This window comes from Pseudomonas sp. 51_B, assembly GCF_017491595.1.
Lineage (GTDB): Bacteria > Pseudomonadota > Gammaproteobacteria > Pseudomonadales > Pseudomonadaceae > Aquipseudomonas > Aquipseudomonas promysalinigenes.
This window is the reverse complement of the sequence record NZ_JAFGYW010000008.1, coordinates 76,770-90,504: the sequence shown is the minus strand read 5'-3', so window position 1 is coordinate 90,504 and position 13,735 is coordinate 76,770. Positions and strand designations below refer to the sequence as shown.

Annotated in this window: 12 protein-coding genes; 8 read left to right on the top strand and 4 right to left on the bottom strand. The window is 60.5% G+C overall.

The window, feature by feature from the left end; all coding sequences use genetic code 11:
• Positions 1–327 precede the first annotated feature (327 nt).
• Positions 328–966, bottom strand: a complete 639-nt coding sequence (locus J5M56_RS11825) for a peroxiredoxin (protein WP_207936957.1) — start codon at positions 964–966, stop codon at positions 328–330.
• Between the two features lie 163 nt (positions 967–1,129).
• Positions 1,130–2,458 (bottom strand): OprD family outer membrane porin, encoded by a 1,329-nt coding sequence (locus J5M56_RS11820; RefSeq protein WP_060478704.1) that lies wholly within the window; start codon positions 2,456–2,458, stop codon positions 1,130–1,132.
• Positions 2,459–2,945: 487 nt separating this feature from the next.
• Here J5M56_RS11820 and tauA point away from each other — a divergent pair, with 487 nt between their 5' ends.
• From tauA to tauD, 4 genes are read left to right on the top strand one after another with little or no spacing between them, the layout of a single operon-like run.
• Entirely contained in the window at positions 2,946–3,917 is a 972-nt protein-coding gene (tauA, locus tag J5M56_RS11815) for a taurine ABC transporter substrate-binding protein (RefSeq protein WP_186478381.1), read from the top strand.
• Between the two features lie 24 nt (positions 3,918–3,941).
• Entirely contained in the window at positions 3,942–4,730 is a 789-nt protein-coding gene (tauB, locus tag J5M56_RS11810) for a taurine ABC transporter ATP-binding subunit (RefSeq protein WP_207936956.1), read from the top strand.
• Positions 4,727–5,566 carry a taurine ABC transporter permease TauC gene (gene tauC, locus J5M56_RS11805; protein ID WP_207936955.1) on the top strand — a complete coding sequence of 280 codons (840 nt, stop codon included), beginning with the start codon at positions 4,727–4,729 and terminating at the stop codon, positions 5,564–5,566. Before tauB ends, tauC begins: the two co-directional genes overlap by 4 nt.
• Positions 5,567–5,616: 50 nt before the next feature.
• Complete coding sequence (tauD, locus tag J5M56_RS11800) at positions 5,617–6,450, top strand: taurine dioxygenase (protein ID WP_207936953.1); 834 nt, start codon at positions 5,617–5,619, stop codon at positions 6,448–6,450.
• A gap of 56 nt (positions 6,451–6,506) precedes the next feature.
• On the opposite strand, the gene betT is transcribed toward tauD, so the two are convergent.
• Both betT and epsC read right to left on the bottom strand, forming a co-directional pair.
• The gene (gene betT / locus J5M56_RS11795) at positions 6,507–8,468 is read right to left on the bottom strand and encodes a choline transporter BetT (RefSeq protein WP_196375139.1); all 1,962 of its coding nucleotides are present in this window, start codon (positions 8,466–8,468) and stop codon (positions 6,507–6,509) included.
• A gap of 214 nt (positions 8,469–8,682) precedes the next feature.
• Positions 8,683–9,615, bottom strand: a complete 933-nt coding sequence (gene epsC / locus J5M56_RS11790) for a serine O-acetyltransferase EpsC (RefSeq protein WP_207936952.1) — start codon at positions 9,613–9,615, stop codon at positions 8,683–8,685.
• 273 nt (positions 9,616–9,888) lie between these two features.
• Between epsC and tcyJ the strand changes: the two genes are divergently transcribed.
• From tcyJ to J5M56_RS11770, 4 genes are all read left to right on the top strand, one after another.
• A complete protein-coding gene (gene tcyJ, locus J5M56_RS11785; RefSeq protein WP_060478697.1) occupies positions 9,889–10,683 on the top strand; it encodes a cystine ABC transporter substrate-binding protein in 795 nt (264 codons plus the stop codon).
• Positions 10,680–11,348, top strand: a complete 669-nt coding sequence (gene tcyL, locus J5M56_RS11780) for a cystine ABC transporter permease (protein WP_060478696.1) — start codon at positions 10,680–10,682, stop codon at positions 11,346–11,348. The genes tcyJ and tcyL overlap by 4 nt, the downstream gene beginning before the upstream one ends.
• Position 11,349: 1 nt before the next feature.
• Positions 11,350–12,108: an L-cystine ABC transporter ATP-binding protein TcyN gene (tcyN, locus tag J5M56_RS11775; RefSeq protein ID WP_207936951.1), complete on the top strand. Its 759-nt coding sequence runs from the start codon at positions 11,350–11,352 to the stop codon at positions 12,106–12,108.
• A gap of 291 nt (positions 12,109–12,399) precedes the next feature.
• On the top strand, positions 12,400–13,641 hold the full coding sequence (locus tag J5M56_RS11770; protein ID WP_207936950.1) for an SfnB family sulfur acquisition oxidoreductase: 1,242 nt from the start codon (positions 12,400–12,402) through the stop codon (positions 13,639–13,641).
• Positions 13,642–13,735: the final 94 nt, after the last annotated feature.

Here is a 13,735-nt window from a genome sequence, read left to right as displayed (position 1 = left end):
CTCCTGTGCGATAGGGTTCGGGTTGCACCTGCTTGCCTCGTTGACGGGCGAGTAAGGTGGTGAAGCTATGGGGTGACAGTACCAGCCTGCTTATATATCTAGAAATCATATTTTTTCATTTGTTTATTCCATTTTATGATTTTGGACATGAGGGCTTTATTGCGGCGAAAGCCGCCCTTACCAGGTCTTCTTGCAACCCACGCAGCATCGGTCGGGAGCGGGTCTATCCGCGAATAACCCCATCACTTTTACCCAGGCATAAAAAAGGGCCGTCGAAACGGCCCGAAAATCCCTGCTATGGCTAAGAGCACTGCAACGAGGATTTGGTCAGCGATTAGGTTGCGGAGTCAGCCGCAGATAAGGCTTCACAGCCCGGTAACCTTTCGGGAAGCGCTGCTTGATTTCTTCCTCATCTTTTAGAGACGGCACAATCACCACATCGTCGCCGTCCTGCCAGTTCCCTGGTGTGGCAACCTTGTGGTTATCGGTGAGCTGTAGCGAGTCGATCACCCGCAGGATCTCGTTGAAGTTGCGCCCGGTACTGGCCGGATAGGTGATAGTCAGGCGTACCTTCTTGCTCGGGTCGATGACGAACAGCGAGCGCACCGTCAAAGTGTCGCTGGCATTGGGGTGAATCAGGTCATACAGGTCCGAAACCTTGCGGTCGGCGTCGGCAATGATCGGGAAGTTGACCACAGTGTTCTGGGTTTCGTTGATATCCGCGATCCACTTATGGTGTGAGTCGACCGGGTCAACCGACAGGGCGATGGCTTTTACACCGCGCTTGGCGAACTCATCCTTGAGCTTGGCGGTCAGGCCCAGCTCGGTGGTGCACACTGGAGTGAAATCCGCCGGGTGGGAGAACAGCACACCCCAGCTGCTGCCTAGCCATTCGTGAAAGCGGATCTTGCCTTCACTTGAATCCTGCTCGAAGTCCGGGGCGATGTCGCCAAGTTTGAGGCTCATGGGGTGCGGCTCCTGTGCGGTGTTCTGTTGTATGGGTTGAATGTGCCTGTATTCGAACCAGAACAAAAAGAATAAATAATGATTTATCTATAACCCCAAGGAATATCGAATGATGTCCACAAAAAAGCCTCGCACTAGGCGAGGCTCTTGGTGTAACTAAGACTTACAGGAAGCTGTAAGTGTAGTTCACGATGAAGCGAGTCTGGTCCTGATCGGCAGAGGACTCACCCTGACCACGGAACACGCCCTGGCGCAGGCTGAAGCCAAGGCCTTTGAGGGTGCCTTGCTGAACGGTGTAGTCGATGCGCGCATCACGTTCCCACTCGTTGTAGGTGCCGTGGCCGGACTTGTAGCGGATGTCATCACCGCGCAGGTACGAAACCGAGGCCTTCAGGCCTGGTACGCCCAGCGAGGCGAAGTCATAGGCGTATTGACCGAAGTTGGTGTTCTCGCCAGCACGGGCGAACTGGTTGATCATGCTGTCGGTGAACAGGTAGAAGCTGGAACCGCCAGCGCCTTCGCCACGGCCGTTGCCGTCAACTACGTTACCCTGGTTCAGCCAGACGAAACCGCCGTCATCGCTGACTTGCTGACGACCCAGCATGAGCGAGTGACCGCCCAAGGTGTAGGTGAACATGGCAGTCCAGGTCTTGTTGTCGACCTTGCCATTGTTCTTGGCATAACCACCGTTGTTGTTGAAGTTGTAGCCGCCGCCGTGGCCGTTGTTACCGTCGCTGCTGCTGTCGAAGTAGCGCAGGTCGGTCTTGAACGACTGGTTGTCAGCGATCTTGAAGATGTGGGTCGCACCCAGGAAGTGCTGCTTGTAGAAGTCTTCCAGGTTCGAGTAGTAGTACTGCAGGGTCAGGTCTGGAGTGAGCTTGTAGTCCAGGCCACCGTAGCGGAACTTGTTGCTGTCGGCAGTGGCACCAGCGATCGACAGGCCAGTACGGTTGCTCGAAGCACGGCCCATGGCGTGAGTCAGCTGACCGGCGTTGATGGTCAGGTTGTCGATTTCCTTCGACTGGATGGTGCCACCCTCGAAGGTTTGTGGCAGCAGTCGACCGTCGTTGGCCACCAGGATCGGCAGGTTAGGGGCCAGGGCGCTACCGTAGTGAACTTCGGTCTTGGAGAAGCGAGCCTTAGCATTGGCACCGGCACGTGCCCACTGGCTTACCGCCGAACCGTCAGTATCGCTTGGGAAGAAGGAGCTGTTGTCGGGGTGTTTACCGCGACCGCCGTCCAGGTGAATACCCCAAAGGGCCTGGGCATCGACACCGAAACCAACAGTGCCTTGAGTGAAACCGGAGATGTAGTCGAGCTTGAAGCCCTGACCAGACTCACGGTTATCGGCACCACCTTCACGGTTGTCACCGTTGAAATACATGGTACGCGAGCTCACCGACAGCTTGCTGTCTTCTACGAAACCGGCGGCACCTGCTGCTTGGGCGAAAACCCCCACTGCCACGGCCAGAGCCAGGCTGGACTTGTACATGTTTTGCTCCTCTACGTTCTAATTCTTGTGTATCACTGGCGGCAGGGTCTTGTGCCCCGCTCGACCGTGGATGGGCGATTAGCCCCAAACCGTGACCATTTAGTCAATAGTTTCTAAACATTTCTCGACTTTGGTCTAAGACGGCCCTGCGCTACAGGATAATGACAATCCTATAAATCCAAAATGACCGTTTTGTGAATTTGTAAGATTATTACGGAATATCAAAGGAACCAATCCTACAAAAAGTTGTATCGTCGCCTGCAACCATATCTTTAGGTTATTTGCAAACGTTTGCTGACTAGCGTGCAGTCTTTCCATGGGCAGTGAAGGAACAGCAGCCTAGCAGCGCATTCGCATTGCGCCACCGCCGTTGGGCGTAAGGCGTTTGTCTCCTAAGCTAATTCTAAAAAGTTATTTATATTGGATTTGTTAGATCATTTAGTCTTTTCGTCATTCAGCTCATCCTTTGCCCGACGAGAGGTCCTACATGATCCCGCATGCTTCGCTGCGTCTGTTCGCTGCCATCGCTGTGGTTGGCGCCACCTGGTCGGTTCAGGCCGCCGACCTTACCGTTGCGTACCAGACCACCGTCGACCCAGCCAAGGTTGCCCAGGTCGATGGCGACTACGAAAAAGCCAGCAAAACCAGTATCGACTGGCGCAAGTTCGATAACGGCGCAGATGTGATAACCGCTGTGGCCAGCGGCGACGTGCAGATCGGCTACCTCGGCTCCAGCCCATTGGCCGCAGCGGCCACCCGCAAGCTGCCAGTCGAAACCTTCCTCATCGCTACCCAGATCGGTGCCGGCGAGGCCCTGGTGGCCCGCGACGGTATTCAGACCCCGCAAGATTTGATTGGCAAGAAAGTCGCCGTGCCGTTCGTCTCCACCGGCCACTACAGCCTGCTCGCCGCGCTGAAGAACTGGAACATCGACCCGTCCAAGGTGCAGATCCTCAACCTCGCACCACCGGCGATCATAGCCGCCTGGAAGCGCGGCGACATCGATGCCACTTACGTGTGGGACCCTGCCCTGGGTGTAGCCAAGGAAAACGGCAAGGTGCTGATCACCTCGGGTGATCTGGCCAAGAAGGGCGCGCCGACCTTCGATGCCTGGATCGTGCGCAAAGACTTCGCCGCCAAGCATCCCGATGTGGTCAAGGCCTTCGCCAAGGTCACCCTGGACGCCTATGCCGACTATCGCAAAGACCCCAAAGCGTGGCTGGCCAACCCGGACAACGTGGCCAAGCTAGCCAAGCTGTCCGGTGCCAAACCTGCGGATATCCCGGTGCTGCTGCAAGGCAACATCTACCCGCTGGCCGCCGACCAGGCTAAAGAGCTGGGCGCACCGACCACTCAAGCGCTGACCGATACGGCTACCTTCCTCAAACAGCAAGGCAAGGTCGAAGCAGTGCTGCCCGACTACTCGCCCTACGTCAGCGCGCAGTACATCCCGCAGTAAGACTGCAACCACACGGAGCCTGCCATGGCCTTGCTAGAGCTGGAGCGCATCAGCGCACAGTACCCCGGCGCCACCTCCCCGGTGCTGGCCGATATCAACCTAAGCCTGGGGCCACGCCAACTGCTGGTGGCCCTGGGACCATCGGGCAGCGGCAAAACCTCGCTGCTCAACCTTATCGCCGGCTTCGTTAGCCCCAGCGCTGGGCACATCACCCTTGATGGCGCACCGGTACAAGGCCCCGGGGCCGAGCGGGGCGTGGTGTTTCAGGACGATGCCTTGCTGCCGTGGCAGAACGTGTTGGGCAATGTTGCCTTCGGCCTGGAGCTGGCCGGTGTACCACGCGCCGAGCGCGAGGCCAAAGCCCGCGAAATGTTGACCCTGGTGGACCTCGACGGCTTCGCCGATAGGCGCATCTGGCAGTTGTCCGGCGGCCAGAAACAGCGTGTTGGCTTGGCCCGTGCGCTGGCCGCCGACCCGCGCGTGCTGTTGATGGACGAACCCTTCGGCGCCCTCGATGCCTTCACCCGTGAACAGATGCAAGAGCTGCTGCTGCAGGTTTGGCAGCGCACCGCCAAGCCGGTTTTCCTGATTACCCACGACATCGAAGAGGCGGTGTTCCTGGCCACCGAGCTGGTGCTGCTGGCGCCCAACCCTGGCCGTGTGGTCGAGCGCCTGCAACTGGATTTCGGCCAGCGCTACGCGGCTGGGGAGCCGGCTCGGGCGATCAAATCCGACCCAGCTTTCATCGAAACGCGCGAGCACGTTCTGGCCCGCGTGTTCTCCCAACGCCAAAGCCTGCAGGAGCGCCCATGAGCAGCCTGGATCTGCCGATTGCCGGCAAACACTCTTCCCATAAACGCCCGGCGCATAAGGCTAGGCCCTCGCTGTCAACCCGGTGGATCAGCGGCCTGACCCTGGCCAGCCTACTGCTTGTATGGTGGCTGGTGACGGCAGCAGGATGGGTCGAGCCGCTGTTCCTGCCCTCGCCTGGGGACATCGCGGCCAAGGCCTGGACTCTGCTCACCCAAGGCTACATGGACGCATGCCTGTGGCAGCATCTGGGTGCCAGCCTCGGCCGTATCGGCCTGGCCCTTGCTGCAGCGACCTTGACCGCCATCCCGGTGGGCATCGCCATCGGCTACAACCGTGTGGCGCGGGGGATTCTCGACCCACTGATCGAGTTCTATCGGCCCATTCCCCCGCTGGCCTACCTGCCACTGATCGTTATCTGGTGCGGCATCGGCGAGTTGTCCAAGGTGCTGCTGATCTATTTGGCGATATTCGCGCCCATCGCGATTGCCACGGCCACCGGCGTGCGCACGGTAGACCCCGCTAAGCTGCGGGCGGCGCAATCGCTGGGCGCCACCCCCACACAACTGATTCGCCACGTGATCCTGCCTAGCGCCCTGCCAGACATTCTGACTGGCATCCGGATCGGCCTGGGGGTCGGTTGGTCGACCTTGGTCGCCGCCGAGCTGATCGCCGCCACTAGCGGCCTGGGCTTTATGGTGCAGTCGGCGGCGCAGTTCCTGGTCACTGACGTGGTGGTGCTGGGCATTCTGTTGATCGCCCTGATCGCCTTCGCCCTTGAAATGGGCCTGCGCGCCCTGCAACGCAAGCTGGTGCCCTGGCATGGGCAGAACCACTGAGCATCCGACTGACCACGCCGGCAACCCGGCGCCTGATTGAAGAGACCGCCATGAGCCTGACCATTACCCCCCTCAGCCCTGCGCTCGGCGCGCAAATCAGCGGCGTGGACATCAGCCGCGACATCACTGACCCACAGCGTGACGCCATCGAGCAGGCGCTGCTTGAGCATCAGGTGCTGTTCTTTCGCGATCAGCCGCTCACCCCAGAGCAACAGGCACGGTTCGCCGCATACTTTGGCGACCTGCACATTCACCCGATCTACCCCAACGTGCCAGAGACGCCCCAGGTGCTGATCCTCGATACGGCGGTCACGGACGTGCGTGACAATGCGGTCTGGCACACCGACGTAACGTTTCTGCCGACCCCGGCACTGGGTGCGGTGCTCAGCGCCAAACACCTGCCGGCCTATGGCGGCGACACGCTTTGGGCCAGCGGTATTGCGGCGTTCGAAGCACTTTCGGCGCCACTGCGCGAAATGCTCGATGGCCTGAGCGCCACCCATGACTTCACCAAGTCATTTCCGCTGGAGCGCTTCGGTACCACGGCACAAGACCTGGCCCGCTGGGAGGACACGCGGCGCAACAACCCGCCGTTGTCGCACCCGGTGGTGCGCACGCACCCGGTCAGCGGGCGCAAAGCGTTGTTCGTCAATGAGGGGTTCACCACGCGCATCAACGAATTGAGCGAAACGGAGAGCGAGGCGCTGCTGCGACTGCTGTTCGCCCATGCAACACGGCCGGAATTCAGCATTCGCTGGCGTTGGCAAAAGAATGACGTGGCGTTCTGGGATAACCGCGTGACCCAGCATTTCGCTGTGGATGACTACCGGCCTCAGCGCAGGGTGATGCACCGAGCGACCATACTGGGGGATGCGCCTTTCTGAGGCATCCTGCTCGGGCCCTTTCGAGGGTGAACCCGCGAAAGGGCCCGAGCAGATGACTACCTGACCAGATGCAAGAACTGCATGTGCCGTTCGTACTGGTCAAGGATGTCGTTGATGATCTGCTCCTTGCTGTAGCCGACCAGGTCATAGTTCTGGCTGCCTTCGCTCAGATGCACCTCGGCACGGTAGTAGCGGCGGTTCTTGAGCTCCTGCGAGCCCAGCCCACCCAGCGCGAAAGACGGGGTGAAATAGCCGCGCATCTGCACCTGATAGATGAACGGCTGCTCCTCGCCATGGCCCACTTTCAGGCTGACATTGTCATGGCTCGGGTCGTCCTGGGTCACCAGCACCAGCCCCTTCTGCTCGAACACCTCGCGCACATCGGCAATCGCCGGGCGCACCACATCGTCCATGAAGCGATACACCTCGTCGCGCGAGGGGAAGTGCACTGCCTGGCTCAGGCGCTGGCGCCAGCCACCGCGGCCACGGCGGGACTGGGCGAACGGTGCCAACGAATGCATCTGCGCGATCTGCCGCTGGCTCTCGAGGTAGAAGGCCTTGTGCAGCCCCCACATCATGCACAGCAGAATCAGCGAGAACGGCAACGAGGTCAGTACCACCGCCGATTTCAGCGAGTCGATGCTGCCGGCGAACAACAGGCCGCTGGTGATCAATGCGGTCATCGCGCCCCAGAAAATCCGCAGCCAGTTCGGCCCGTCTTCGTCAGCGTTGCCGCCTTTGGCTGACAGGGTCGACAGCACCACGGTGCCCGAGTCGGCCGATGTGACGAAGAACACGAAGCTGATGAACACCGTGACGGCGATCACCGTCTTGCTCCAGGGGTAGGTTTCCAGCAGCAGGTACAGGCTCATCGACGGGTTGTCCAACGCCGACTGGCCAAGCGCGGTCATGCCGTGGTTGAGCACTTGGTCCAGCGCGCTGTTGCCGAAGATCGACATCCACGCCAGGGTAAAGCCCAGCGGAATCAGCAATACACCGAACACGAACTCGCGGATGGTACGGCCACGGGAGATACGCGCAATGAACAGCCCTACGAACGGAGCCCAGGCAATCCACCAGGCCCAGTAGAACACCGTCCAGCCGCCCAGCCAGTCACGCTGCTCGCCGTACGCGTACACATCGAAGCTTTTGCGCGGCAAGGCGCCGAGGTAGTCGCCAAGGTTCTGGATCAAGGTATTGAACAAGTGCTGGGTGGGCCCAGCGAACAATACGAACAACAGCAAGGCACAGGCCAGGAACAGGTTGATGTCGCTCATCACCCGAACGCCCTTTTCCACCCCTGCCACGGCAACCGCCACCGCCGCGCCCATCATCAATGCAATCAGCACCACCTGTACCCATTGGCTATGGCTAATGCCAAACAGGTAGTCGAGGCCGGCGTTCAGGTGCAGCACACCAAAGCCCATGTCGGCGCCCAGACCGAACACCGTAGCGATGATGCCGAAACCGTCCACGGCGTAGCCAATCGGCCCGTTGATGCGTTTGCCGATCAGCGGATACAGCGCCGAGCGCAGGGCCAGCGGCAGGTTATGCCGATAGGCGAAATACGCCAGCGCCATGCCGACGAAGGCGAACACGCCCCAACCATGCAGGCCCCAGTGCAGGAACAGAATCTGCATCGCCTGACGCCCGGCTTCGGCCGTGCCACCTTCGCCTTGGGGCGGGGTAAGCATGTGGGTCAAGGGTTCGGATACGCAGAAGAAGAACAGCGTGATGCTGATGCCGGCGGCGAACAGCATGCCGGCCCAAGACAGGTAACTGAACTCAGGTTCGTCGTGGTCGGCACCGAGCTTGATCTTGCCGTAGCCTGACACCGCAGTGACCACGACGAATACCAAGTACAGGCTCATGGCAAGCATGTAGTACCAGCCGACCGTATTGGCCGCCCAGTTCTGCGCCGCCAGCAACCATTGGCCGGCAGCCTCGGGAAAGGCGATTACCACTAGGCCGAACAATAGAATGAACGTTGCCGCAAAGTAGAACACCGGCGGGTTCATGCGGATCTTGCCGTCGGCAAGGGATGGGGACGGTGCACTCATGCGTAAGGCACCTCGTCAATCGACGTGAGGTTCGGGATGAACGGGTTCAGCAAAGGAATCCTCCTGTTGAACACCGGCAGCGGACCAGCGTTTTTTAATTGAACAAGCGTTCAAGTTAAACATGGATCGCCGCTCAATGCGAACTGGGGCGCCGATTGGCACCCCACATGGGTCAATTTTTGACCTGGCAATCGAGCTGGAGGTTCGCTTGAGTGATGTTGCTTTCGGCCGGCACGCTGCGGGTCAGCCAGACGTTGCCGCCAATGGTCGAACCCTTGCCGATGGTGATCCGCCCAAGGATCGTCGCGCCGGCGTAAATCACCACGTCATCTTCGACAATTGGGTGACGCGCCAAGCCTTTGTGCAGCGTGCCCGACTCATCGCTGGGGAAGCGCTTGGCGCCCAGTGTCACCGCCTGGTAGATGCGCACCCGCTCACCGATGATCGCCGTTTCGCCAATCACCACGCCGGTACCATGGTCGATGAAGAAACTCGGGCCGATCTGGGCGCCTGGGTGGATATCGATGCCAGTCGCCGAATGTGCCAGCTCCGAGCTGATACGCGCCAGCAGCGGCAAACCGGCCTGGTAAAGGTAGTGGGCAAGGCGGTGGTGGATGATCGCCAGAATGCCGGGGTAGCACAGCAGTACTTCATCCACGCTGCGCGCGGCGGGGTCGCCGTGATACGCCGCCAGTACATCGGTATCGAGTAGCTCACGCAGGCCGGGCAAGGCCGCCGCGAAACCTTGAATCAAGTGTAGGGCCTGGGCATCGATGTCGTGCACCGGCGCTTTGCTCTGGCGCGCGGCGTAGCGCAGCTCTAACCGCGCCTGCACCAGCAGCGCGGTAAGCGCCGTGTCGAGGGTATGGCCGACATAGAAGTCCTCGCTCTCTTCGCGAAGGTCGACTGGCCCCAGGCGCATCGGGAACAGTGCGCCGCAAAGCTGCTCGAGTATCTGCCGCATGGCTTCGCGAGAAGGCAGCTCACGCCCGCCCTGCTCGCCGATGCTGCGCCCATTGCGGCTGCGCCACCGTTCGCGGGCAGTGCGCAGGCCGCTGACGATAGTGTGCAGGTGCCATTGCCCAGATGAAGGTTGTTCGCTCACGGTGTTCTCCTGCCAAAGGGGCTGATCTGACGTTGTGCAATTCACTCTACGGCAAATCCACCCCTTGGAAAAAACAACGCTTTATTCCATCCTGCGCTAAGTACGGCATAAGCCGTAATGACGGTGGCCAAGTCCTGGCCTACCCTCAAGAGCAGCCGGACCACGGCACTGAGTTAATTGGTAATAATAAGATAAGTTTTTATTATTTCCCGGCCTAAAAGGCCAGCTCTATAGTCGCCACCCACAACTTCCACTACAAGCGCGGGGCCTGACATGTCGAAATTCGCCAAACCCTTACTCAACGCCAGTCTAGCCCTCCTTCTGGGCGCCGGCCTGCTTGGCCAGGCCTTCGCAGGCGAGCAGCTGAAAACCATCGAAGAGAAAGGCGTGATCAACGTCGGCCTCGAAGGCACCTACCCGCCTTTCAGCTTCCAGGATGAAAACGGCAAGCTTACGGGTTTCGAGGTCGAGCTGTCGGAGTTGCTGGCCAAGGAGCTCGGCGTCAAGGCCAAGATCCAGCCAACCAAGTGGGACGGTATCCTCGCCGCGCTGGAATCCAAGCGCCTGGACATCGTGGTCAACCAGGTGACCATCTCCGAAGAGCGCAAGAAGAAATATGATTTCTCCGAGCCCTACACCGTCTCCGGGATCCAGGCACTGGTGCTGAAAAAGAAGGCCGACCAGCTGAACATCCATGGCGCCCAGGATCTGGCCGGCAAGAAAGTCGGCGTTGGCCTTGGTACCAACTATGAGCAATGGGTCAAGCAGGACGTGCCTAAAGCTGACGTGCGCACCTATGAAGACGACCCAAGCAAGTTCGCCGACCTGCGTAACGGCCGCATCGATGCGATCCTGATCGACCGCTTGGCAGCACTGGAATACGCCCAGAAAGCCAAGGACACCGAGCTGGCCGGCGATGCCTTCTCGCGCCTGGAAAGCGGCGTGGCACTGCGCAAAGGCGAGCCTGAATTGCTGGCGGCCATCAACAAGGCCATCGACAAGCTCAAGGCAGATGGCACGCTCGCCAAGCTGTCCGAAAAATACTTCGGTGCCGATGTCACCAAATGATTGCTGAAAGCCTGCAACTCGTTGCCGATTCCGCGCCCTTTTTGCTCAAGGGCGCGGGCTATACGGTGCTGCTCAGTGTCGGCGGCATGTTCTTCGGCTTGGTGCTGGGCTTTGTCCTGGCACTGATGCGGCTGTCGAAGATTCTGCCGCTTGACTGGCTGGCGCGCATCTACGTGTCGTTCTTCCGGGGCACGCCACTGCTGGTGCAACTGTTCGTGATCTACTTTGGCATGCCTCAGATAGGGATCGAGCTCGACCCGATTCCAGCGTCGCTGATCGGTCTGTCTCTGAACATGGCGGCCTACATCTGCGAAATTCTGCGGGCGGCCATCTCGTCGATCGACCGCGGCCAGTGGGAGGCGGCGGCCAGCATCGGCATGACCCGCACCCAAGCAATGCGCCGGGCGATTCTGCCCCAGGCGTTGCGCACGGCGTTGCCCCCGCTGGGCAACAGTTTCATTTCGCTGGTCAAGGACACCGCACTGGCCGCCACCATCCAGGTGCCCGAACTGTTCCGCCAGGCTCAGTTGATCACCGCGCGCACCTTCGAGGTGTTCACCATGTACCTGGCCGTTGCAGTGATTTACTGGGTCCTCTGCAGCATCCTTGCGTACTTCCAGAACCGCATGGAAGCGCGGGTCAACCAGCACGACCAGGAGCAATGAGATGATCGTCGTCAAAGGCCTGACCAAGCAGTTCAAGGGCCAGACCGTACTCAACGGTATCGACCTCACCGTGCAAGCCGGTGAGGTGGTAGCCATCATCGGCCCCAGCGGCTCGGGCAAAACTACCTTCCTGCGCTGCCTCAACCTGCTGGAAACACCGGATGCGGGGCAGATTCAGATCGGCGCTATCAGCATCGATGCCAACCGCCCGCTCAGCGGCCAGCAAAGCGCGATTCGCCGCCTGCGCCAGCAGGCAGGTTTCGTGTTCCAGAACTTCAACCTGTTCCCCCACCGCACCGCCCTGGAAAACGTCATCGAGGGCCCGGTGATCGTCAAGAAAACCCCGCGCGAGCAAGCCCTGGACCTTGGCCGGCGATTACTGGCCAAGGTTGGCCTGGCAGGCAAGGAAGATGCCTATCCAAGGCGCCTGTCCGGGGGCCAGCAACAACGTGTGGCTATTGCTCGCGCGTTGGCCATGGAGCCTGAGGTGATCCTGTTCGACGAGCCCACCTCAGCCCTGGACCCGGAGCTGGTAGGTGAAGTACTGGCGACCATCCGCGGCTTGGCCGAGGAGAAGCGCACCATGATCATCGTCACTCACGAAATGAGCTTTGCCCGCGACGTTGCTAACCGAGTGATCTTTTTCGACAAAGGCGTGATCGTGGAACAAGGCGAAGCCAAGGCGCTGTTTGCCGCCCCCAAGGAAGAGCGCACGCGGCAATTCCTGCGCAAATTCCTCGGCACAACCGCCTCCAAGTGAACCCTCACGGGCGTTTTCACGGGTATGTCCACTGCGAGTAGCCTCTGTGGGAGCGCAAAGGCTCGTCGCGGTGGGTGGTACTCGCGGCTCAAGCCGCACCTGCGCGATGCCTGCCCATGCCCGCGAAAGGCCGTTACACCCACGGCAGATTCCTCCCTTCTATGCATATTCCAAAAATCTAGTTCATAAACAATTTATAAGCCATTAGGCTATATGAACCGGACCACCGGACCACAAACGCTTGTCGCCATCAACTGAAGCGACGCATCCACTTTGTGAGGTTCGGTTCTGATGACCATCCAACCCAATACCCCCTTCCACAGCGATATCGACAGCCCGCCACCGCTGCTGCGCGCCAAGGTTCTGCGCAATGACGCCGAGGCATTGCAGGCTGCCCGTGAACTGGCAAGCCATGCCCGCGAGCAGGCCGCTCAGCGCGACCAACATCGCAAATTGCCCTGGGCAGAGATCGAACAGTTCACCCGCAGTGGCCTGGGCAGCATCAGTGTGCCCAAAGCCTACGGTGGCCCAGACGTCTCGTTCGTCACCATTGCCGAGGTGTTCCGCCTGATCAGCGCTGCCGACCCGGCCTTGGGGCAAATTCCGCAGAACCAGTTCGGCATTCTGCAACTGCTGCGCCTGACCGCGACCCAAGCCCAACAGGCGCTGATCTGGCGTAGCGTGCTGGACGGCTGGCGCATCGGTAACGCCGGCCCCGAGCGGGGCACCAAAGACACGCTGACGCTCAAGGCGCGCATTAGCCGCAGCGGCGACGGCTATCGCATCAGCGGCGAGAAGTTCTATTCCACCGGTGCGCTGTTCGCCCACTGGGTGGCGGTCAAGGCACTGGACGATGAGGGCCGCCAGCGCCTGGCCTTCGTACGCCGTGGCTCGCCAGGGCTACGCATCGTCGACGACTGGTCCGGCTTCGGCCAACGCACCACTGCCAGCGGGACTGTGCTGCTCGACCAGGTACCAGTAGACGCCGAACTGGTCATCGACAACTGGCGCCAGCGCGATATCCCCAATATTCAGGGCGCCGCCTCGCAGCTGATCCAGGCAGCCATCGATGCGGGCATCGCCGAGGCAGCTATCGACGACGCCATCGCCTTCGTCGGGGAAAAGTCCCGGCCATGGATCGACGCCAAGGTCGAGCGCGCGGGCGATGACCCTTACGTGATCGCCGATGTCGGCCGCCTGAAGCTCGAGCTGCATGCCGCTGAGGCGCTGCTGCGCAAGGCCGCGCAGGTACTCGACGAGGTCAACGCAGGGCCCATCGATGCTGACGCTGCGGCGCGGGCCTCGATTGCCGTGGCTGAGGCCAAGGTCTTGACCACCGAAATCGCCCTGCTGGCCAGCGAGAAGCTCTTCGAGCTGGCCGGTAGCCGCGCGAGCCTGGCCGAGTTCAACCTTGACCGGCACTGGCGCAATGCTCGGGTACACACCCTGCACGACCCGGTGCGCTGGAAGTATCACGCCGTCGGCGCCTACTACCTCAACGGCACCCTACCAGCCCGGCATTCCTGGATCTGAGTTCGAGGGCCTCGGGGCTGCTTAGCAGCCCCTTCGCGATATGAGGCCGCTCCTACACGGGATCGCGCTCGCCTGTAAAAGCGGCCCTATTGGC

Bases quoted from the DNA above. Each gene is read 5' to 3' on its own strand.
- J5M56_RS11825 (WP_207936957.1), bottom strand. From the start codon at position 966: ATGAGCCTCAAACTTGGCGACATCGCCCCGGACTTCGAGCAGGATTCA.
- J5M56_RS11820 (WP_060478704.1), bottom strand. From the start codon at position 2,458: ATGTACAAGTCCAGCCTGGCTCTGGCCGTGGCAGTGGGGGTTTTCGCC.
- tauA (WP_186478381.1), top strand. From the start codon at position 2,946: ATGATCCCGCATGCTTCGCTGCGTCTGTTCGCTGCCATCGCTGTGGTT.
- tauB (WP_207936956.1), top strand. From the start codon at position 3,942: ATGGCCTTGCTAGAGCTGGAGCGCATCAGCGCACAGTACCCCGGCGCC.
- tauC (WP_207936955.1), top strand. From the start codon at position 4,727: ATGAGCAGCCTGGATCTGCCGATTGCCGGCAAACACTCTTCCCATAAA.
- tauD (WP_207936953.1), top strand. From the start codon at position 5,617: ATGAGCCTGACCATTACCCCCCTCAGCCCTGCGCTCGGCGCGCAAATC.
- betT (WP_196375139.1), bottom strand. From the start codon at position 8,468: ATGAACCCGCCGGTGTTCTACTTTGCGGCAACGTTCATTCTATTGTTC.
- tcyJ (WP_060478697.1), top strand. From the start codon at position 9,889: ATGTCGAAATTCGCCAAACCCTTACTCAACGCCAGTCTAGCCCTCCTT.
- tcyL (WP_060478696.1), top strand. From the start codon at position 10,680: ATGATTGCTGAAAGCCTGCAACTCGTTGCCGATTCCGCGCCCTTTTTG.
- tcyN (WP_207936951.1), top strand. From the start codon at position 11,350: ATGATCGTCGTCAAAGGCCTGACCAAGCAGTTCAAGGGCCAGACCGTA.
- J5M56_RS11770 (WP_207936950.1), top strand. From the start codon at position 12,400: ATGACCATCCAACCCAATACCCCCTTCCACAGCGATATCGACAGCCCG.